Below are 19,926 nucleotides of genomic sequence, written 5' to 3' on the forward strand. Positions count from 1 at the left end.
GGGCGGGGGAGCGAGAGCACGGCGCGGATCGTCCACTCGGCGGGGGCGTGGTAGTGCCAGGACACGATCTCGGGTGCGAAGAGATCGGCGTTCGGGCACAGCGGCATCCGGTAGGCGGTGGCCTCGTCCTCGGCGTGCAGCACCAGGACGTCGGCGCAGGTCTGCCAGCGGTAGGCCATGCCGACCGCGCTCGGATCGTCGCGCGGCCCGAACACGTAGGACTCCCAGCCTTGCTGCCGGAGCTCGTCGAGCAGGGCGTCGACTTCGGAACCGCTCACGTCCACTGCCTCCTCGCGGCCGTGCGTGCAAACCTCGAATCTGCCATTACCTGTTGGTAATGTCCAGCGCCTCGAGTCTGCCACCGGAGCGTTTCACAGGAACGTGGGCCCCGTTCACCCACCCGGGTGGCCACGAGTCGCGGCCACCCGGGCGGAAGTCGGGGATCAGAGGAGTTCCGGTCCGCCGTCCTCGCTGACGAGCTGGGCGATGACGTCGAACTCGTTGAACAGCGACCACTCCTCGACGATGCGGCCGTGCATCACGTAGAGCTGCGACATGCCCCAGAGGTGAGCCCGCCGGCCGGTGGGCTTGCCGTAGAGACCGAAGCCGCGGTGCGTGCCCGCACCCGACCAGCGCACCGAGATGCTGTAGCCGTCGGTGTCGTTGCCCATCCAGTACACCTCGTCGACCTGCACGCCCAGGTCGGGGAAGGTGGCCAGCAGGCTGCGGGCCATGGCGCGCACGTCCGACCGGCCGTAGCCGGTGCGGTTGGTGGTGCCGTGCCAGCGGACGTTCTCGGCGTAGAACCGGTCGATCGCGCTCAGGTCCCGCCGGTTGAAGACGTTGTGCCACAACGCCCGCACGGAGCCTTCCACGTCGAACCCGGCCTTGTTGTCCGGTTCCGGCAGCGCGATCGGCTTGCGACCGCCGACCAGCCGCAGCGCCTCCGAGGAGGGGCGCTCCGAGACCGGGACGAGGCCGCCTTCGCGGGCGTAGGTGCGCGCCGCCTCGGCCACGTTGATGCCGAGCTGCTGGAGCTTGGCCGCGGTGTTGTAGAGGACCCACTCCTCGTAGATCTCGTTCTGCCACACCACGCAGTTGGCCATCACCCAGGTCTCCAGCCTGCGCCCGGTGGGCGGACCCCAGCGCCAGGGGCCGGTGTGGTGGCCGATGTTGATGGCCCGGTGCGAGGTGACGAACCCTTCGGTGTCGCTGCCCGCCCAGATCACGTCATCGGCGTAGTGGCGGCAGTCCGGGAAGGTGTTGATGCTCTGCGTCGTGCCGTCGATCAACCGCTCCACCCCGAACTTCACACCGCTGTCGTCGTAGAGGCGGCAGCCCTGCGCGTAGGTGTCGTAGATGTAGCCGATGTCCTGGTCTTCCCAGATGCGGTGGGTGATCCGGACGATGTAGTCGACGATGTCGGTGTAGGTGTCCTCGAACCCCTCCATCGACTGGCGGCGCTCACCGCCGTAGTTCACCCCGCCCAGCGTCGCGCCCGCACCGGGGCGCACGGCGATGCTGAAGTCGCTCGGCATCGTGCGCTTGCCGGACTCCATGGTGCCGCCGGGGGAACCCGCGGGCTGCTCGGAAACCTCGGTCATCGTGCGTCGCCTTCCCGGAGGCGCTCCAGCCGCAGCGTCGCGGTGGCCTGGTGCGCCGCCATGCCCTCGTAGTCGGAAATCGTCTCCACGGCCTCGGCCAGCAGTGGCGTCGCATCCTTCGAAACCCGCTGGTACGTCAGCGGTTTCAGGAATCGCGACACGGACAGGCCCGCGCTGTGCCGGGCGCCACCCGCGGTGGGCAGCACGTGGTTGGTGCCCGCCATGCCCTTGTCGGAGTAGGCGACCGTGCTCCACGTGCCCAGGAAGATCGAGCCGTAGTTGCGCAGCGAGTCGTGGTAGTAGTCGTCGTCGGCGGTCTGGATCTCCAGGTGCTCGGGGGCCAGGTCGTCCATCAACGCCACGGCCGTCTCGCGGTCCTGCGCCCAGGTCACCGAGCCGAAGTCGCGCCAGGCCGGGCCGGCGATCTCCTCGGTGGCCAGCGAGGAGAGCTGCTTGTCGGCCTCCTCGATGACCGCTTTGCCCAGCTCGCGGGAGGTGGTCACCAGCGCGGCGGGGGAGTTGACGCCGTGCTCGGCCTGGCCGAGCAGGTCGGCGGCGACCAGTTCCGGATCGGCGGTCTCGTCGGCGATCACCGCGACCTCCGACGGTCCGGCCAGCAGGTCGATGGCCACGCGGCCGAACAGCTGTCGCTTGGCCTCGGCGACGAAGGCGTTGCCCGCGCCGACGATCATGTCCACCGGCGCCTCGCCGAGCAGCCCGAACGACATCGCCGCGAGGGCCTGCACGCCACCCAACACGAACACCCGGTCCACGCCCGACAGGTGCGCGGAGTACACCACCGCCGGGTCCGCCTCGCCGTTCTTGCCGGGCGGTAGGCACGCCACCACGGTCGGCACCCCGGCGGCCTTGGCGACGCCGACGGTCATGAACGCGCCCGCGGTCAGCGGGAACCGGCCCGCGGGCAGGTAGGCGCCGACGCTCTGCACCGGCACGTAGCGGTACCCGGTGGTCAGGCCGGGGGCGAGCTCGACCTCGGCGTCGGACAGGCCCGCGCGCTGCAGGTCGGCGAACCGCCGGGTGCGCTCGGCGCCGAGCTCCAGCGCCGCGCGGTGCTCGGGCGTGAGCGCGTCACCGGAAGCTCTGATGGCCTCCTGGCTGAGCTCGACGTCCGGCTTGTCCCAGCCGTCCAGGTCGCGCGCGTAGCGCAGCACCGCGTCGAAGCCGGCCCGTTCGATCTCGCCGAGCATCTCCGAGACGCGTTGCGCCACGCGGGGATCCTGCTGGGCCGCGGGTGCTTCCGAGGCGGGCGCTTTGAGGTGTTCGAACCGCCCGGCCAGGTCGCCGAGCAGCCGTGAGCTGAATCGCATGAGGCGAACGCTAAGCGGGGCTGGACCACAGGACAAGAGCGGAGTTTCTTGTAAGAGGCATAGGACAACCCTATGCGATCACGATCAGCTAATCCGTATGCACAGCCGGTGTCGAGCTGGCCTGATCCTCCCGGATCGTGAATTCATCCGTATGCATGTGGGGCTTGACACACGATTCGGGCGCTGCGACTCTCTTGCGAATCCGCCGACTCGTCCGATCGAGCAACAGGCATGCGCGGGCGAAGATGCCCGCCCCGGATCTCGGAGCTACGTTTGTCGACTTCAACTCCCGTGCCCGAAAAGCAGGCACAGTCCCCAGCGCCGATGCGCAGAGCCGTCACGGCCGGCGTGATCGGCAACTTCGTCGAGCAGTTCGATTTCGGCATCTACGGCTATCTCGCACCGGTCATGGCACCGGTGTTCTTCCCCTCCCAGGACCCCGTCGTCGGTGTTCTGAGCACCTACGCGATCCTGGCCATCGGCACGATCATCCGCCCCCTCGGCGGCATGATCCTCGGGCGCTGGGGTGACCGCTTCGGTCGCCGGAGCGTTCTGCTGTGGACGATCGCGCTGATGGGTCTGTGCACCGCGCTGATCGGTGTGCTGCCCACCTACGCGCAGGTCGGCATGCTCGCACCGCTGCTGTTGCTGGCGATGCGGATGATGCAGGCCCTGATCTCCGGCGGCGAGTACGTGGGTGCCATCGCGTTCGTCGTGGAATGGGCCGAACCGAAACGACGCGCCTACTACACCTCGTTCGTCTCCATCAGCGTGTTCGTCGGAATCCTCGGCGGCGCGGGCGTTTCCGCGCTCACCGCCGCCGTCTTCGACGACGCCGCGCTGCAGAGCTACGGCTGGCGGATCCCGTTCCTGCTCGCTCTGCCGCTGAGCCTCGTCGGGCTCTGGGTGCGCAAGCGCGTCGGCGAGACGCCGGAGTTCGTCAAGGCCACCGCCGACGGCGCGGAGGTCGTCAAGGCGCCGCTCACCGAGGCGTTCAAGTCGCAGTGGCGCGAGATGCTGGTCTTCTGCGGCTCGTCGATCACCCTCGCGATCGTGTCCTACACCTGGGTCACGTACCTGCCGGAGTTCCTGTCGTCCAACGTCGGCCTGTCGCGGGCGGAGGCCCTGGGCTCCAACGCCATCTCGGTCGCGGCGATCATCCCGCTGCTGCCGCTGGCGGGTGCGCTCTCGGACCGGATCGGTCGACGTCCGATGCTCATCACCGGGTACCTCTCGGCGCTCGTGCTGATCCCGGTGGCCTTCGCGGTCGCCCAGATGGGCACGTTCACCGCGGCAGTGATCGCGCAGCTGATCTACGTGATCCCGGAGTTCTTCCTGACCGGCATCGTGACGGTCTGCGTGGCCGAGCTGTTCGCGACCAAGACCCGGTTCAGCGCCGGAGGTGTCGCGTACAACTGCTCGTTCGCCCTGTTCTCCGGCATCACGCCGTTCGTCTCGGCGCTGCTGGTGAGCACCTTCGGCACGATCTACGCCGTCTGGGGCTACCTCGCGGTCGCCGCGGTGATATCCCTGGTCGTCGTCATCAAGTGGATGGAGGAGAGCTACCGACTCGACCTGACCACGGGGAAACCGATGGAATGATCGGGTTCCATGCTCGTTCTGCTCAGCGGTGCGGGTAGCGGAACCTCAGCGGTTCTCCGGGGGCCGGGCGCCACTCCTTGAGTAGCCAATTGCGCGGCGTCGCGGCGTCCTCCCCGGAGAACCGCTGAGAACCCGCGGCGGTGCGGGTTGCCGCGTCGCTTGCTCGCAGTTGCTGATGAATCACCCGTCCGCCCAGGAGGCTCCTCCTTCGAGGAGGGTTTCCTGGGCGAGGCGGGCGAGTTCGCCGGTGGCCGGGGAGAGCGTGCGGTTGCGGCGGTGGATCAGCGCGATCGTGTCGTAGAGCGGTTCGGCGAACGGGGCGGTGTGCAGCTCGGCCGGGAAGCGGCGGCTGTTGACCACCGCGCGGGAGGCGATCGTGTCGCCGATGCCCTGGGCGGCCAGCCGCAACGCGGACTCCACGTGCTCGACCTCGATCCCGGCGTCCAGCGCCACCCCGGCCAGCTGGGCGCGTTCGGCCAGCTGGCGGCGGGTCGGGTCGGCCCAGCCGTAGCGGGCGTCGTAGAGGATCAGCGGTGCGGTCGTGAGGTCCTCCACCGCGACCGGCCGCCGGGTGCGCTCGGGGTAGGGGCTGACGTAGAGGACCTCGTCGCGCGCCAGCGGGGTGACCGACAGGGCCTCGTCGTCGATGGGCAGCACGACCAGGCCCGCTTCCAGGTCGCCGTCGCGGACCGCCGCCGCGGTCTCGGCCGAGTTCTGCCCCACCAGGCGGACCTTGACGTCGGGGTAGCGGTCGAGGAACTGCCGGACCAGGTCCGACAGCAGGTAGTAGTCGGCGTTGCGCAGGAGCCCGAACGTGGCCGTGCCCCCGCTGAGCGTGTTCAGCGCGCGCACGGCCGCGCTGCCGTGGTCCACCGCCGCCAGGGCCTGCTCGGCGTGGGGCAGCAGCTCGCGCCCGGCTTCGGAGAGCGTCAGCTTGCGGCTGCCGCGGACGAACAGCGCGGTCCCCAGCTCCTCTTCGAGCCTCCGGACGAGTTCGGACACCGACGGCTGGGCCATGTCGAGCTCGCCCGCCACCGCCGTGAACGTGCCGAGTCGGTGGGCCAGCAGGAACGCGCGCAGCTGGTTGAGGGTCACGGCCGAACCCTACGGCATGCGTAGACGGTTGCCCGAGTCCTCTTGACATGGCTCTTCACAACGGCTTCCATCCATACATACGTATTCACACGGAGGTGCTGATGTCTCAGGTCGAGGTGACCCGGCAGGAACTGGAGCGGCGGACGATCCGGCGATCGGACTTCGTCTCGTGCAACCAGGCGTTCATCGACTGCCGCACACCGGGCTCCGACCGCAAGGAGAACTACTCGATGATCGGGCCGGGGGTGACCCAGAGCCCGAACCAGGTGGTCAACCTGCGCGAGGCGCACGGCTACAACATCGGCGCGGCCGCGATGCCCCACGGCATCGTCAACAACCTGCACCTGCACTTCACCGCCGAGGTGTTCATCTGCTTCCGGGGCGAGTTCCTGCTGCGCTGGGGTGCCGACGGGCAGGAGGGCGAGCTGGTGCTGCGGGAAGGCGACATCGCCTCCATCCCGACCTGGATCTTCCGGGGCTTCACCAACATCGGGCCCGATGACGGCTGGCTGTTCACGGCCCTCGGCCACGACGACACCGGCGGCATCATCTGGGGCCCGAGCGTGCTGCGCGAGGCCGAGGGGCACGGCCTGTTCCTGACCGAGGACAACCGGCTCGTCGACACCGTCGCCGGCGATGAGAAGCCCGAGGACGTCGAGCTCAAGCGGCCGATGAGCCCGGAGGACATCGCCGGTCTGAGCTCCTTCCCGGTCGAGAAGATGCGCAAGCGCGTCGCCACCGCCGACGACCTGGAGTGGTCGGCCCGGGCGCTGCTCGGTTCGGCGCTGCCGGGCGGGGCGGCCGAGCTGGCGCAGGTCATCGGCTTCGGCATGACCGAGGACCGGCTGCAGGAACCGCGGATCTACAACCCGCACGGCCACAACATCTCCTGGCTGCGCGCGGCTCCGGGCGAGGGCATGCTCACCCACCGGCACGCGGGCACGCAGGTCCTGATGGTGAAGGACGGCGAGTGGGAGGTGACCCTCAACCGCGAGGAGGAGGTCTCGGTGCGGCTCGGCCCGTGGGACATGCTCTCGGTGCCGGCCGGTGCGTGGCGCAAGATCCGCAACGTCTCCGACGAGACCGCCAGCATGCTGGTCATCAACAGCGGTGACGGGCGGGTCCGCCTCGACTGGGACGACGAGGTCGTCAAGGCCGCCGCGGACGCCGGGGTCGGCGTCGACCACAACGGCTACCTGGCCCCGTTCCACCTCATCCCGCGACCGGTGGGCAAGTGAGCCCGATCGTCCTGGTGCCCGGCATGCTTTGCGACGCCGACCTGTGGTCGGACCTGCCGGAGCTGCCGGGCGAGGTGGTGCACGCGGAGATCACCGAACCGACCATCGGCGGCATGGCCGAGCAGGTGCTGTCCGCAGTGGACGGTAAGTTCACCCTGGTGGGGCTGAGCCTCGGCGCGATCGTCGGGTTCGAGGTGCTGCGGCGGGCGCCGGAGCGGGTGAGCGCCTTCGGCGCCCTGTCGACCAACGCCGGAGAGCCCCGGCCGGACCAGCGCCAGGCGTGGGAGCGGCAGGCCGCGGCCGACTTCGACGGGGTCGTCGAGGAGACCCTGCCCGCGATGTTCGCCGAACCCCGGAGCCCCCTGCGGGAGCGGTTCCTGGGCATGGCCGGGCGGATCGGGCCCGAGACCTTCCACGCCCAGCTCGCCGCCCAGGCCACCCGGACCGAGGCGTTCGACGCCATCGCCGGCTACGACGGGCCGGTGCAAGTGCTGTGCGGCGACCGAGACGCCCTGTGCCCGACCGGGTTCCACGAGGAGATCGTCAAGCACGCGTCGCGTGGGCGGCTGCACGTGCTCTCCGGAGCCGGGCACCTGCTCCCGCTGGAACGCCCCGCCGTCGTGGGCGCGCTGATCGGGAAATTACTGGAACGAGGAGAACGATGACCACACCGCTCACCGGGCGAACGGCCCTGGTCACCGGCGGCGGCAACGGGCTGGGGCGTGCGATGTCCCGGGCGCTGTCGGCCGCTGGAGCCCGGGTCGTCGCCGTGGGCCGCAAGCGCGACACCCTGGAGGAGACCCTCGACGGTCTCGACGGACGTGCCGCGACCTGCGACGTCGCCGATCCCGAGTCGGTGGCGGCGCTCGCCGGGGAACTGGCGGGCGAGGAGATCTCGATCCTGGTCAACAACGCCGGGATCGCCGGACCCGTCAAACCGCTGCTGGAGATCGAACCCGCCGAGTGGGACGAGGTCTTCGACATCAACGTGCGCGGCGTCTACCTGATGTGCCGGGCGTTCCTGCCGCAGATGGTCGACCGGGGTGCCGGTGACGTCGTCAACGTCGCCTCGGTGTCCGGAAAGCGGCCGCTGCTGCGCCGAACCCCGTACTGCGCCTCGAAGACCGCCGTGATCGGGCTGACCACGACGCTGGCGGGAGAGGTCGGGCCGCACGGGGTGACGGTGAACTCGCTGTCGCCGGGGCCGGTCGAAGGACCGCGCATGACCCGCAACTTCCGGCTCGAAGCCGAGCGCAGCGGGATCACCGAGGCCGCCGCCGAGCAGGAGTTCGTCTCCCGCGCGCTGTTGCGGCGCATGGTGACCGAGGAGGAAGTGGGCCAGGCGCTGGTGGCGATGCTGCAGATGCGCGGGATGTGCGGAGCCGACATCGACCTGTCGGCGGGGATGGTGGCGCGATGACGACCTTGAAGCAACGAGTGCTGGCGGGCGAGAGGCTGCACGGCGGCCTGCTCCGGCTGCCCTCGGAGAACCTGCTGGAGATGGCGGCCGTGGCCGGGCTCGACTACGCGGTCATCGACTGCGAGCACGGTCCCGCCGACCTGCTGAGCCTGCAGCAGCACCTGCAGATCGCCGACGCCCACGGGCTCCCGGTGCTGGTCAGGGTGGGGGAGCACGAACCGGCGCTGGTGCTGCGCGTGCTCGACCTCGGCGCGCAGGGGGTGATCGTGCCGCACGTCGACACGCCCGAGCAGGCGAGGGAGGTGGTGGCGTCGGCGCACTACCCGCCGCTGGGCGAGCGCGGCTTCGCCACCTACAGCCGCGCCGGTCGCTTCGGCACCAACAGCATCGCCGAACACCTCGCGCAGGCCGAGCGCGGCACGATGGTCGTCCCGATGCTGGAAACGCCGCAGGCGTGCGACAACGCGAGCGAGATCCTCGCCGTCGAGGGCGTCGACACGGTCCTGGTGGGGCCCGCCGACCTCTCGGTGGCCATGGGCCGCAGCGGGCCGTCGGACCCGGACGTGGCCGCCCGCCTCGCCCAGGTCGTCGAGGCCGCGGGCGGCGCGCCGCTGATGACCATCGTCGGCTCCACCGAGCAGGGCGCCCAGGCCCCGCCGGGGATGGTGCTCTACAACCTCACCCACATCCTCATGCAACTGCTGCGGAGCCTGAAGAGCTGAGGATCCGCCCGTCCTTCCCCCAAATCGACTTCGACGCGCGATCGATGGCCGTGCTGATCCGGGCCAGCATCGACGCCGCGCAGCGCGTCCGCGACGGCTCCGACGTCGACCTGGACACCTACGCGTGCGAGGTCGTCACCGCGATCGACCTCGCGGTCCGGGGAGGTCGGGCATGAGCCACGACCTCAAGCCGCTGCTGCGCAGGATCGGCCCGGACGTGCTGGGGCCGGTCGCGGTCTTCTACCTCGTGGGCCGAGAACTGGGACCGCTACCCGGCTTTCCGCCGGGTGCTGTGGTCGTGCACTTCTGGGGCGTGCTGTTCCTGCTCGACGCCGCGGGCAGGGTCGTGATGGCCCTGACGCTGCCGATCGACGTCGTCCCGCTGCTCGACGACCTGCTCCTGGTCGTCGTGGTGATCGCGCTGCCGGCCTTGCAGCGCGTCGTCGGACGCCGGATGCTGCGCAACGCCGGACTCCGCCTGCAGGGCACGACGATCACGCCGCTGCGCTGATCAGCGGGAGGCGTGGGTGGCGCGCAGGACGAGCTCCGGGGTGAACAGCGTGCGCCGGGGCTCGGGGTCGTCGTCGGACTCGATGCGCCGGACCAGCAGGCGGGCGGCTTCGTGGGCGAGTTCTCCCAGGTCGTAGTGCACGGTGCTGAGGCCGAACGCCTCCCACGCCGCCATCGGTATGTCGTCGAAGCCGATGAGCGTGAGGTCTTCGGGGATGCGCACGCCGTGGGCGCGAGCGGCGTTGAACGCGCCGATCGCGATCACGTCGTTGCCGCAGAACACGGCGGTGGGGCGGGTCGGTCCGGCCAGGATCTCGGTGAGTCCCCGGTATCCCGTGTCGAAGTCGAAGGGGCCGCGCCGCACGGACTCCTCCGGCAGGCCGATGCCCGCCTCGGAAAGCCCCAGGCGGAAACCCATTTCGCGTTCGCGGCCGGTGGTGGTCTCCGCGGGGCCGCCGATGTGCGCGATGTCGCGGTGGCCGAGTCGGGCGAGCTCGCGGGCGACCAGCCGGCCGCCGAGCTCGTTGTCGACCACGGCCGCGTCGGCCGGGCGACCTCCGGCCTCGCGGTTGAGGAAGACGAACGGGAGCTCGCGCCGCTGCAGGTCGTCGGGCAGGCGGGACCCGATGGTCGCGGTCGCCAGCACGACGCCGTCGATGGAGCGGTCCAGCAGGCGCTGGCTGGCCACGGCGGTCTCGGACCGCTCGGTGAACAGCATCATCCGGTAGCCGTGCTGCTCCAGCTCGTCGTGCAGCGGGCCGATCAGGTGCGGGTAGAACGGGTTGGTGAGGTCGGTGACCACGACGCCGATGCGCTTGGTCACCCGCGTCGACAGGCTGCGGCCGGTCTCGCTCGGCACGTAGTTGAGCGCATCGGCCGCGCGCTGGACCCGTTCCCGGGTAGCCTCCGACACGCGCTGATCGCCGCGAAGGGCCCGGGACACCGTCGGCTGCGAAACACCCGCCAGGCGGGCCACATCGCGGCTGGTGATCAAGGACTTGGCTCCCCTCGGAGTAGCTGCATACGAATACTACTCCTGCGCGATGCACGCCCCGTTCAGCCGCCGAAGAGCCCGGCGCGTGAGCTGAATACGTATAGCGGATCGGAATCGTTTCCTCCACTTCCAGGTGGGTCGCCTCGCCCGGGGTCGCAGTGGTGAAGGTGTGAGCGGTTGCTCCGGTGGGGTGGAGTTCCGAGGGATCTGGCCGCGACCACCTGATCGAGTGAGGGATCATCGTTGCGAACGCGAGCGCAGTGAGGGGTCCGATGTTCTTCGGGATCGTCCACCTGGTCGGCATGGTGGCGACGGTGGTCATGAGCGCGCTGCTCTGGCGGCAGCGGGCCAGGCAGGGGCGCGCGTGGCCGTGGCTGATGGCCGGGCTGGTCGCGGGCGTGCTCTGGCCGGTGACGCTCTGGCCCGCGGTCGCGGCCTACTGGCACCGCAAGGGCGAGTCGGCGAAGGCCCCGCTGATCGCCGGGGCGTGCGCGCTCGGCGCGGTGATCATGCTGCTGGTGGTCGGCGGGCTGTCCGGGTCGGACCAGCGGGCCCAGCCCGCGGGACCCCAGGTGCTGCGGGAGCCGAGCTCGCCGCCGCCGTCGGTGATCACGCCCGAGCCGGTCCTCGCGCCCCCGCCGCAGCAGGACCGGGCGCAGGTGCGCGACGTACTCGACGACGACCGGGTGCTCATCCAGGTGCCCGGCCGGGAGCCGCAGGTGGTGCGCATCGCGGGAGTGCAGGCCCCGGCGGAGGGGGAGTGCTGGAGCTCCGAGGCGCGCGCGTTCGCCGAGGGCGCGCTGCGCGATGCGACGGTGCAGGTCACCTTCGGCGTCGGCTGGAGCAGCGGTCGCAGTCCCGAACCCGAGGTCTCGCTGATCCTCCCCGATGGCGCCGAGTACTCGTCGCTGGCCCTGCAGCAGGGCGCGGCCCGGCTCTACCCGCAGGCGTTCCTGGCCGAGGGGCTCACCTCGGAGCTCACCCAGGCCGAGGCCACGGCCAAGACCGCGGGCCGCGGGCTGTGGGGTCAGCAGTGCGGCGCGGTGCGAGCCGCGCCCGTGCCGCCGCAGGCCGAGGAGATCCTGCCCGCCTACTACGCCACCTGCGAGCAGGCCAGGGCCGCCGGAGTGGCGCCGCTGCGGCGCGGCGACACCGGCTATTCGTCCACGTTGGACAGCGATGCTGACGGCATCGCGTGCGACTGACTCCGGCTGAACCGGAGGTCGCGGTCGCCGACCGGCAGGTGCCGCAGCACCAGCAGGTCGTGGAAGTAGTCCATCTTGACCCGCCAGGGCGCCTTGACGTCCGAGCGCGGGAAGGCGTCGATGCCGCGCTGGACGTAATGGGAGGTGAAGTTCTCGATCATCGGCTGCGCACCCCGGTTCGCCTTCACCGGAACGCACCGGTCGTGGCCGTTGCGGCGCATCTGGCGCAGCAGCCGGACGACGAACTCGCCCACCAGGTCGGCCTTGAGCGTCCAGCTGTGGTTGGTGTAGCCGAAGGTGAAGGCCAGGTTGGGGATCCCGGACAGCATTGCTCCCTTGTAGACGGTCGTCTCGCTCGGGGCGACCTCGCGGCTGTCGACGGTGAAGGTGATGCCGCCGAACGGGCGCAGCCGCAGCCCGGTGGCCGTGATGACGATGTCCGCGTCCAGCTCGGCACCGGACCGCAGGCGGATCCCGGTCTCGGTGAACTCCTCGACGTGGTCGGTCACCACCGAGGCCCTCCCGCTGCTCAGCGCGTCGAAGAGGTCGCCGTCGGGGGCCAGGCACATCCGCTGGTCCCACGGGTCGTAGCTGGGGTTGAAGTGCGTGTCGACGTCGTAGCCTGCCGGGAGCCGCTCGGCGGCGGCCTTGCGGATCGCCTTGCTCATCCACTTCGGGAACGCCCTGCTCAACCGGTACGAGCCCGCGCTGTAGAGGATGTTCTTCCAGCGCACGAGCGCGTAGGTCGCGCGTTCGCCGAGCCTGCCGCGCAGGTGCGCCAGGAGCGGGTCCTGTCCGGGCACCGACACCACGTAGCTGGGTGAGCGCTGCAGCATCGTCACGTGCGCCGCGTCGTCGGCCATCGCCGGGACCAGGGTGATCGCCGTGGCACCGCTGCCGATCACCACGACCCGCTTGCCCGCGTGGTCGAGGTCCTCCGGCCAGTGCTGCGGGTGCACCACGGTTCCGGCGAAGCGCTCGACGCCGGGGAACTCGGGCGCGTGCGGCTGCTCGTAGTGGTAGTAACCGGCGCAGAGGTGCAGGAACTTCGCGGTCAGCCGCACCTGTTCGCCGTCGTGCTCGGCCAGCACCGTCCAGCGCGCCTCGTCGCTGGACCAGGAGGCGCTGAGCACCCGGTGCCGGTAGCGGATCCGCCGGTCGATGCCAGCGTCTTCGGCGGTCGCGCGGACGTAGTCGCGGATCGCAGGACCGCCCGCGAAGGACTGCGCACCGGGCCACGGCCGGAACCGGTAGGCCATGGTGAACATGTCCGAGTCGGAGCGGACGCCGGGGTAGCGGAACAGGTCCCAGGTCCCGCCGAGCGCATCGCGGGATTCGAGGATCGCGTAGTCCAGGCCGGGGAAGGCGGACTGGAGCTGGTGCGCGGCGCCGATCCCGGCCAGCCCGGCTCCCACGATCAGCACGTCCAGGTCATCACGCACGGCGGCTCCTCCCGCAGCGGCGGCGCGGGAACCGCGCGCGAACACCACGGCTCCCCTCCCTGCACCCACCTCGAAATTACCGCCGAGTGCTCACCTCGGATACCGCATGCCGGGTGGCGTTCGGGGACCGCCTCAGGCCTCGACGTCCGGGATCGGCAGCGGCATGTTCGGCGCGACCAGCCCGCCGTCCACCGCCAGGACCTGGCCGGTGACGTAGGACGAGGAGGGGGAGGAGAGGTAGAGGATCGCCGCTGCGATGTCCTCCGGGACGCCGATCCGCCGCAGCGGGGTGTGGCCTTCCAGCGTCGCCTTCATCTCCGGGGCGGCGGCCACGACCTCCAGCGCCTCGGTGAGGATCGCGCCGGGGGCGACGGCGTTGACGCGGATGCGCGGGTTGAGGTCCGCGGCCATCATCCGCACCGCGTGATCGAGCGACGCCTTGGCCGCGCCGTAGGCGAGGTAGCCGCGGCCGACGAGGTGCCCGGTGCTGCTGGAGACCATCACCACGCTCGCCGCGTCCGACTTCGCCAGGTGCGGCACGGCCTCGCGCACCAGGCGCACCCCGTGCACGACGTTGTTCTCGAAGGACTTCCGCAGCGCCTCGTCGTGGGTGTTGGTGAACGGCCGGGGCATCGATCCGCCGGTCACGCTCACCACGACGTCGATCCGGCCCAGCTCCTCGGCGACGCGGGCAACCGCCCCTGCCACGGCTTCGGCGTCCCCGGCGTCGGTGGGGATCGCCACCGCGCGTCGCCCCAGCTCGCGGATCTGCTGGGCCACCGCCTCGATCTGGTCGGGCGTGCGCGAGAGCACCGCCACGTCCGCGCCGGCCTCCGCCAGCGCCAACGCCGTGGCGGCCCCGATCCCGCGCCCGGCCCCGGACACCAGCGCGACCCGGCCATCGAGCCGGAACAACGGCAACGTCGCCAACTTCGCCTCCTCACCTCGTCCACCACCGGATTTCAGTGGAAACCCCATCCCGGATTTCAGTGGAACTCGGGGACCTGGTTTCAGTGGAAGCCTGGGACCGGGTTTCAGTGGAAATCGGGTCAAGCAAGTGCTTGGTAGGGTATCGGGTGGAGGTGGGGTTGGCCAGGGTCAGTCGGATTCGAGTTCGCGGGTGAGGGTTTCGAGCTCCGCGCCACCCGCCATCTGGTGCGTGAGGCGGTCGAGGGTGATGTCCTGCTTCTCGTGGCTGCCGAGGCTCCGTCCCCGCTTGAGCAGCAGGAAGCGGTCGCCGACCGGGTAGGCGTGGTGCGGGTTGTGGGTGATCAGCACGACGCCCAAACCCCGGTCACGGGCCCGGGCGACGTGCCGGAGCACGATCCCGGCCTGCTTGACGCCCAGCGCGGCGGTCGGCTCGTCGAGGATGAGGACCTTGGCGCCGAAGTGCACCGCCCGGGCGATCGCCACGCACTGCCGCTCACCGCCGGAGAGCGTGCCCACCGGCTGCTCGACGTCGCGCAGCTCGATGCCCATCTCGGCGAGCGCGGTGCGGGTCGTCTCCCGCGCCCGCTTGCGGTCGACCAACCCCCACCTGCCGGGCTCGGAACCGAGGAAGAAGTTCCGCCACACGCTCAGCAGCGGCACCACCGCCAGGTCCTGGAACACCGTCGCGATCCCGCGGTCCAGCGCCTCCCGAGGTGAGCCGAACCGCACCGGCGATCCCTCGAACAGCAGCTCCCCGGTGTCGTGCTGGTGCGCACCGGCGAGGACCTTGATCAGCGTCGACTTGCCCGCGCCGTTGTCGCCCAGCACGCAGGTGACCTCACCGGCGTTGACCACCGTCGAGACGTCCTCCAGGGCGGTGACGGTGCCGTAGTTCTTGCCGATGCCGCGCGCTCGCAGGAGCGGAGTCATCGCCTCACCTCCGTTGCCGTTCCGCGCGGCGGCGGAAGGAGTTGTTGACCAGCACCGCGCCGAGCAGCAGCACTCCGAGGAACAGGAAGAACCAGTCGTTGTCCCAGCGGGCGAACACGATGCCCTGCCGGACCATGCCGAAGATCAGCGCCCCGACCGCAGCCCCGATGGCCGAGCCGAAACCGCCGGTGAGCAGGCACCCGCCGATGACGGCGGCGATGATGAACTGGAACTCCAGGCCCACGCCCTGGTTGGCCTGCACGGTGGTGAACCGCAGGATGTTGATCGATCCCACCAGCCACCCGCACAGCGCGGTGGTCATGAACAGCCCGACCTTGGTGCCCAGCACCGGGACGCCGACCGCGCGGGCGCTCGCCGACGAGCCGCCGACGGCGAAGATCCAGTTGCCGAACCGCGTGCGCAGCAGCAGGAACGACGCCACCAGCGCCGCCCCGATCCACCACGCGATGGAGATCTGAAACGACGTGCCGCCGATGTCCACGGTGGAGGCGAAGGCGAACCCGGCGGACTCGTAACCGGGCGCCGAGCGGATGCCGGAGACCTGCACGGTTCCGGTGACCAGGCGCGTGACGCCGAGGTTGAGGCCCTGCAGCGCGAAGAACGTGCCGAGCGTGACGATGAAGCTCGGCAACCCGGTGCGCATCACCAGCAGCCCGTTGAACGCGCCGACGAGCAGCGCGAACACCAGCGACAGCGCCAGCCCGGCCCAGACGTTCCACCCCAGCTCGGTGGCCACGATCGCCGTGACCAGCGCGGTCGAGGCGGTCATGACGCCCGCGGAGAGGTCGAACTCGCCGCCGATCATCAGCAGCGCCACGCCGACTGCCATGATGCCCAGCGTCGCCGAGTCGTCCAGCCAGGTCGCCGTCCCCAGCGGGGACAGGAACTCGTCGGTGACCAGCGAGAAGAACGCGAACACGCCGATCGCGCCGATCACCGCGCCCAGCTCCGGTCGGGTGAGATGTCGGCTCATGCCTACCTCGTTCCGCGTCGCGCGTACTCGCCGACGACGTCCACGGTGGACTTGTCGACGAAACCCGGGCCGGTGTAGACGGGTTCGCCACCGCCGACGGTGTTGGCGTTGTCCAGAAACAGCTTCAGGAACACCACCGGCAGGTAGCCCTGCTCGTACTGCTGCTGGTCGACGGCGAACAGCAGCTCCCCGGCCTGGATGGAGGCGACCACGTCGCCGTTGAGGTCGAAGGTCGACACCGCCGCCCGGGAACCCGATTCGCGCACCGCGTTGACCGCGTTCGCGGCGACCTGCGGGTTGAGCGTGAGCACCCCGTCCACGGACGGGTCGGACTGCAACGCGCCCTTGATGCGCGACTGCGCGTCGGTCGGGTTGTTGATGTCGACCTGCAGGTCGATCACCTCGCCCGAGGTGAAACCCCCGCGCGCGCCGTCGCAGCGCTGGGCGAGCGTCTCGACGCCCGCCTGGTGGATCACGCACAGGAGCTTGCGCTTGCCCGCCTGCGAGAACCGTTGCCCGGCAGCGGTTCCCGCGACCTTCTCGCTCTGCCCGACGTGGGTGATCGCGCCGAAGGCGGCGCTGACCTCCTCGCCTGCGTTGATGGTGATCACCGGGATGCCGGCGGCGACCGCGTTGGTCACCGAGGTCCGCATCGCCTCCGGGCTGCCGAGCGAGACCACCAGCCCGTCGGCGCCCTGGGCGATGGCGTTGTCCACCAGCTTCGCCTGGTTCCCGGGGTCGGGATCGGCCTGGTACTGGACTTCGACGTCCAGGTCCCGGCCCGCCTGCTCGGCGCCGTTCTGCACCACGTTCCAGAACGCGTCACCGGGCGTGCTGTGGCTGACCACGGCGATGCGCAGCGGCCCGTCGCGGGTGTCGGCCTGCTGGTGCGCGCCCGGCAGCGGCCCGGACGCCTTGGGGCCGGTGCACCCGGCCAGCGCCAGCGCTCCGATCAGGAGCACCGGCAGCAACCGCGTCGTCGCGAGTCTGCGGTGTGAGGTCATCGGCCTTCCCGGATCCGGGAGAACACCTCGTCCAGGTGGACCAGGCTGCGCGCGGTGTTGCGCCGGGGCCCGCAGTCGTCGGAATCCGGCCCCAGCGCGGTGTCCTGCTCCAGCACGTACCAGCCGTGGTAGCCGGCCGCGTGCACCGAGCGGACCATCGCCTCGGTGTCGACGTCGCCATCTCCGAGCGGCACGAACAGACCGCGCGCGACGGCGTCGGCGAACCCCACCCGCCCGGCGCGGACCTCGGCGGCCAGATCGGCCCGGACGTCCTTGAGGTGGAGATGCCCGATGCGCGTGGGATGCCGCTCGGCCAGCGCGACCGGGTCCGTCCCTCCGACCAGCAGGTGCCCGGTGTCCAAGCACAGCGGCATCGGGGAGTCGGCGAGGAAGCGCTCGATCTCGGCTTCGGTCTCCACGTGCGTGCCGACGTGCGGGTGCATCGCGACGCGCAGTCCCTCGGCGGTGACGACCTCGGTGATGCGGCGGCAGGTGTCGATGAGCGTCGCCCACTGCGCGTCGTCGAGCTGCGGGCGCCCGTCGTAACCGTCGAGCCCGGTGGCCGCGGCGAGCACCACGATCTCGCCCCCACCGGCGGCGATCTTCTTCGCCGTCGCCGATGCCTCGGCGACGCTGCCCTCGGCTGCGGACGCGTCGTGCATCGGGACGGCGAGGAAGCCGCCGACCAGCTCCAACCCGTTCCTGCCGATGATGGTCGGCGGATCCGGCAGGTAACCGGGCGGTCCGAGCTCGGTGGCGTGCACGCCGAGCCCGGCCATCTCGGAGAGGACCCGCTCGGGTTCGAGGATCCGGCCCCAGCCGGGGACTTCGCTCACGCCCCAGGAGATCGGCGCGGCCGCGACCTTGAACGTCATGCGCCCACCTCCACCGGCTTGCCGACGCGCAGCGACTCCTCGCACGCCTCGGCCAGGCGCAGGCTGACCAGCGCGTCCCTCGGCGGTGACGGGTTCTCGGCCCGGCCGGCGATGACGTCGAGGAACACGCGGGTCTCCCGCAGGTAGGCGTCGTGGTAGCGCTCGGTGAAGGACGTCCAGGGCCGCTGCGGACCGGTGCCCGCGACGGTGTTGAGCGGGGTGCGCTCGTCGAGTCCCACGCTGAGCGTGTCGCGCGAGGCGAAGACCTCCAGGCGGCAGTCGTAGCCCACCGGGTCGTGCCGGGCGGCCGAGAGCAGCGCGTGCGCGCCCCCGGCGAAGCGCAGCGACACCACCGCGTTGTCCACGTCGCCCACCTCCCGGAACGCCTCGTCGACCAGCACCGATCCGGAGGCGTAGACCTCGGTGACCGGTTCGCCGAGCAGCCACGGCACCGCGTCGAGATCGTGGATCAGGCAGTCCCGGAACAACCCGCCCGAGGTGGCGACGAACTCCCTCGGCGGTGGCAGGTGGTCGTTGCACACCGCGCGCACCAGGTACACCGACCCGGCCGATCCGTCGCGGAGCCGCCGGTGCACCTCGGCGGTGTCGGGGTCGAAGCGGCGCTGGAACCCGACCAGCACCGGGACGCCGGAGCTCTCGATCTCGTCGACCAGCGCCGACATCGTGGAAAGGTCTGAGGCCAGGGGTTTTTCGCAGAGCACGGGTGTTCCGGCGGCGAGGGCTGCGCGCACCAGGTCGGGGTGCGTGCCGGTCGGCGTGGCGATCAGCACCCCGTCGGCCGCGAGGAGTTCGTCCACAGTGGTCACCGCCGCGGCGGGCGGGCCGAGGTCGGTGGCGGCGGCCTCGGCCCTGCCCGGTGCCGGGTCGAAGAGCAGCAGTCGGTCGATTTCGTCGAGCGCGGCGAGATTCGTGGCGTGCATGGAGCCGATGCGACCGACCCCGGCTACTCCGATCTTCATCTCGGCGAGGGCCTCGATTCGTCTAGAGGGACGCGTTGGCGCGGATCAATGCTGTGCGCTGCCTCACAACGATGTCAAGAGCCGTTCGCGCGAAGAAGTTCCGCGACGGATGTCCACTGTGGACGAGAAATGGCCGGTCCGTGCCGGGCCGACCTGGGACGACAGGTGCGAATGTCCGGACAAAAGGTTGACGCGGGGTGTTCGGATCCAGTAGACGTTTAGGTCAGATGCGGGAGGACGAGATCGGCGTAGCGGGCGATCATGGCGGAAAGGACCTGGTCGCCGGGCGAGTCCCAGATCTCGGCGTTGAAGATCTCCACCTCGACGTCGCCGGTGTACCCCGCGGCGTCGATCATGCTCGTGATCGAGGCGAAGTCGACGACCCCATCACCCATCATGCCCCGGGACAGCAGGGCGTCCCGGGCGATCGGGAGGTTGAAGTCGCAGACCTGGTAGGAGGCGATGCGGTTCTCCCGGCCCGCGCGGGCGATGCCCTCGGCCAGCGCCGGGTCCCAGTGGACGTGGAAGGTGTCCACGACCACCGCCACCTGCTCCGCCGGGTGCGGAGCGGCGAGGTCCAGGGCCTGCGCCAAGGTGGAGATGACCGCGCGGTCGGCGCAGTACATCGGGTGCAGCGGCTCCAGGACCAGCCGGACGCCGTGCTCGCGGGCGAACGGGACCAGGTCCGCGATCCGCTCGGCCACCCGCGCGCGGGCACCGGCCAGATCCCGATCGCCGTCCGGAAGCCCGCCCACGACCAGGATCAACGCCTCCGTGCCGAGCGCGGCGGCTTCCACGATCGCCGCCCGGTTGTCGGCCAGGGCCGCCTGCGCGCCGGCGTCGTCGGCGGCGGTGAGGAAACCACCGCGGCACAGACTCGACACCCGCAGCCCCGCATCGCGCACGAGCTCGGCCGACTCGGTCAGCCCCTCCTCAGCGACCCGGTCGCGCCACAGGCCCACCGCCGGGATGCCCGCGCGGACGGCGCCGTCGACCGCCTCCCGCAACGTCCACCGCTTCGTCGTCGCGATGTTCAACGACAGCCTCGTCAGA

Annotated in this window: 21 protein-coding genes; 8 read left to right on the forward strand and 13 right to left on the reverse strand. The window is 70.7% G+C overall.

Features of this window, described 5'->3' with window-relative positions:
* From E1181_RS25740 to hisD, 3 genes are all read right to left on the reverse strand, one after another.
* On the reverse strand, positions 1–278 hold a 278-nt coding region (locus tag E1181_RS25740; protein WP_132678617.1), incomplete at its 3' end, for a hypothetical protein.
* A 165-nt stretch (positions 279–443) separates the two neighbouring features.
* Entirely contained in the window at positions 444–1,604 is a 1,161-nt protein-coding gene (locus E1181_RS25745) for an ester cyclase (RefSeq protein ID WP_132678619.1), read from the reverse strand.
* Positions 1,601–2,932, reverse strand: coding sequence for a histidinol dehydrogenase (gene hisD / locus E1181_RS25750; protein ID WP_132678620.1), 1,332 nt, complete (start codon positions 2,930–2,932; stop codon positions 1,601–1,603). The genes E1181_RS25745 and hisD overlap by 4 nt, the downstream gene beginning before the upstream one ends.
* Positions 2,933–3,256: 324 nt before the next feature.
* Here hisD and E1181_RS25755 point away from each other — a divergent pair, with 324 nt between their 5' ends.
* Positions 3,257–4,534, forward strand: a complete 1,278-nt coding sequence (locus E1181_RS25755) for an MFS transporter (protein ID WP_132678622.1) — start codon at positions 3,257–3,259, stop codon at positions 4,532–4,534.
* Positions 4,535–4,714: 180 nt separating this feature from the next.
* Here the strand turns inward: E1181_RS25755 and E1181_RS25760 are convergent, their stop codons facing one another.
* Positions 4,715–5,629: a LysR family transcriptional regulator gene (locus E1181_RS25760; protein ID WP_132678623.1), complete on the reverse strand. Its 915-nt coding sequence runs from the start codon at positions 5,627–5,629 to the stop codon at positions 4,715–4,717.
* A 101-nt stretch (positions 5,630–5,730) separates the two neighbouring features.
* On the opposite strand from E1181_RS25760, the gene E1181_RS25765 reads away from it, so the two are divergent.
* From E1181_RS25765 to E1181_RS25785, 6 genes are read left to right on the forward strand one after another with little or no spacing between them, the layout of a single operon-like run.
* Positions 5,731–6,867 (forward strand): cupin domain-containing protein, encoded by a 1,137-nt coding sequence (locus E1181_RS25765; RefSeq protein ID WP_132678625.1) that lies wholly within the window; start codon positions 5,731–5,733, stop codon positions 6,865–6,867.
* Complete coding sequence (locus E1181_RS25770; protein WP_235877043.1) at positions 6,864–7,532, forward strand: alpha/beta fold hydrolase; 669 nt, start codon at positions 6,864–6,866, stop codon at positions 7,530–7,532. The genes E1181_RS25765 and E1181_RS25770 overlap by 4 nt, the downstream gene beginning before the upstream one ends.
* Positions 7,529–8,287, forward strand: coding sequence for an SDR family NAD(P)-dependent oxidoreductase (locus E1181_RS25775; protein ID WP_132678627.1), 759 nt, complete (start codon positions 7,529–7,531; stop codon positions 8,285–8,287). The genes E1181_RS25770 and E1181_RS25775 overlap by 4 nt, the downstream gene beginning before the upstream one ends.
* A complete protein-coding gene (locus E1181_RS25780) occupies positions 8,284–9,009 on the forward strand; it encodes an HpcH/HpaI aldolase family protein (RefSeq protein ID WP_132678628.1) in 726 nt (241 codons plus the stop codon). The genes E1181_RS25775 and E1181_RS25780 overlap by 4 nt, the downstream gene beginning before the upstream one ends.
* 44 nt (positions 9,010–9,053) lie before the next feature.
* Positions 9,054–9,185 carry a hypothetical protein gene (locus tag E1181_RS32650; RefSeq protein WP_268952509.1) on the forward strand — a complete coding sequence of 44 codons (132 nt, stop codon included), beginning with the start codon at positions 9,054–9,056 and terminating at the stop codon, positions 9,183–9,185.
* A complete protein-coding gene (locus tag E1181_RS25785; protein WP_132678630.1) occupies positions 9,182–9,520 on the forward strand; it encodes a hypothetical protein in 339 nt (112 codons plus the stop codon). The genes E1181_RS32650 and E1181_RS25785 overlap by 4 nt, the downstream gene beginning before the upstream one ends.
* Here E1181_RS25785 and E1181_RS25790 read toward each other — a convergent pair whose 3' ends face one another.
* Positions 9,521–10,495, reverse strand: a complete 975-nt coding sequence (locus E1181_RS25790) for a LacI family DNA-binding transcriptional regulator (RefSeq protein ID WP_235877046.1) — start codon at positions 10,493–10,495, stop codon at positions 9,521–9,523.
* Between the two features lie 290 nt (positions 10,496–10,785).
* Here E1181_RS25790 and E1181_RS25795 point away from each other — a divergent pair, with 290 nt between their 5' ends.
* Positions 10,786–11,718, forward strand: a complete 933-nt coding sequence (locus E1181_RS25795; RefSeq protein WP_132678633.1) for an excalibur calcium-binding domain-containing protein — start codon at positions 10,786–10,788, stop codon at positions 11,716–11,718.
* On the opposite strand, the gene E1181_RS25800 is transcribed toward E1181_RS25795, so the two are convergent.
* From E1181_RS25800 to E1181_RS25835, 8 genes are all read right to left on the reverse strand, one after another.
* Positions 11,670–13,160, reverse strand: a complete 1,491-nt coding sequence (locus E1181_RS25800; protein WP_132678635.1) for a flavin-containing monooxygenase — start codon at positions 13,158–13,160, stop codon at positions 11,670–11,672. The two genes, E1181_RS25795 and E1181_RS25800, sit on opposite strands and share 49 nt — an antisense overlap.
* 132 nt (positions 13,161–13,292) lie before the next feature.
* Positions 13,293–14,090: an SDR family oxidoreductase gene (locus E1181_RS25805; protein ID WP_235877044.1), complete on the reverse strand. Its 798-nt coding sequence runs from the start codon at positions 14,088–14,090 to the stop codon at positions 13,293–13,295.
* 168 nt (positions 14,091–14,258) lie between these two features.
* Positions 14,259–15,020, reverse strand: a complete 762-nt coding sequence (locus E1181_RS25810) for an ATP-binding cassette domain-containing protein (RefSeq protein WP_132678638.1) — start codon at positions 15,018–15,020, stop codon at positions 14,259–14,261.
* A gap of 4 nt (positions 15,021–15,024) precedes the next feature.
* Entirely contained in the window at positions 15,025–16,014 is a 990-nt protein-coding gene (locus E1181_RS25815; protein WP_132678640.1) for an ABC transporter permease, read from the reverse strand.
* Between the two features lie 2 nt (positions 16,015–16,016).
* Positions 16,017–17,018, reverse strand: coding sequence for a sugar ABC transporter substrate-binding protein (locus E1181_RS25820; protein WP_132678642.1), 1,002 nt, complete (start codon positions 17,016–17,018; stop codon positions 16,017–16,019).
* Positions 17,015–17,893, reverse strand: coding sequence for a sugar phosphate isomerase/epimerase family protein (locus E1181_RS25825; RefSeq protein WP_132678644.1), 879 nt, complete (start codon positions 17,891–17,893; stop codon positions 17,015–17,017). Before E1181_RS25825 ends, E1181_RS25820 begins: the two co-directional genes overlap by 4 nt.
* Positions 17,890–18,873 carry a Gfo/Idh/MocA family protein gene (locus tag E1181_RS25830; protein WP_132678646.1) on the reverse strand — a complete coding sequence of 328 codons (984 nt, stop codon included), beginning with the start codon at positions 18,871–18,873 and terminating at the stop codon, positions 17,890–17,892. The genes E1181_RS25825 and E1181_RS25830 overlap by 4 nt, the downstream gene beginning before the upstream one ends.
* A 218-nt stretch (positions 18,874–19,091) precedes the next feature.
* Complete coding sequence (locus E1181_RS25835) at positions 19,092–19,925, reverse strand: sugar phosphate isomerase/epimerase family protein (protein WP_207922317.1); 834 nt, start codon at positions 19,923–19,925, stop codon at positions 19,092–19,094.
* Between the last annotated feature and the right edge of the window lies 1 nt (position 19,926).

Source organism: Saccharopolyspora terrae (assembly GCF_004348435.1).
In the GTDB taxonomy this organism is placed as follows: Bacteria; Actinomycetota; Actinomycetes; order Mycobacteriales; family Pseudonocardiaceae; genus Saccharopolyspora; species Saccharopolyspora endophytica.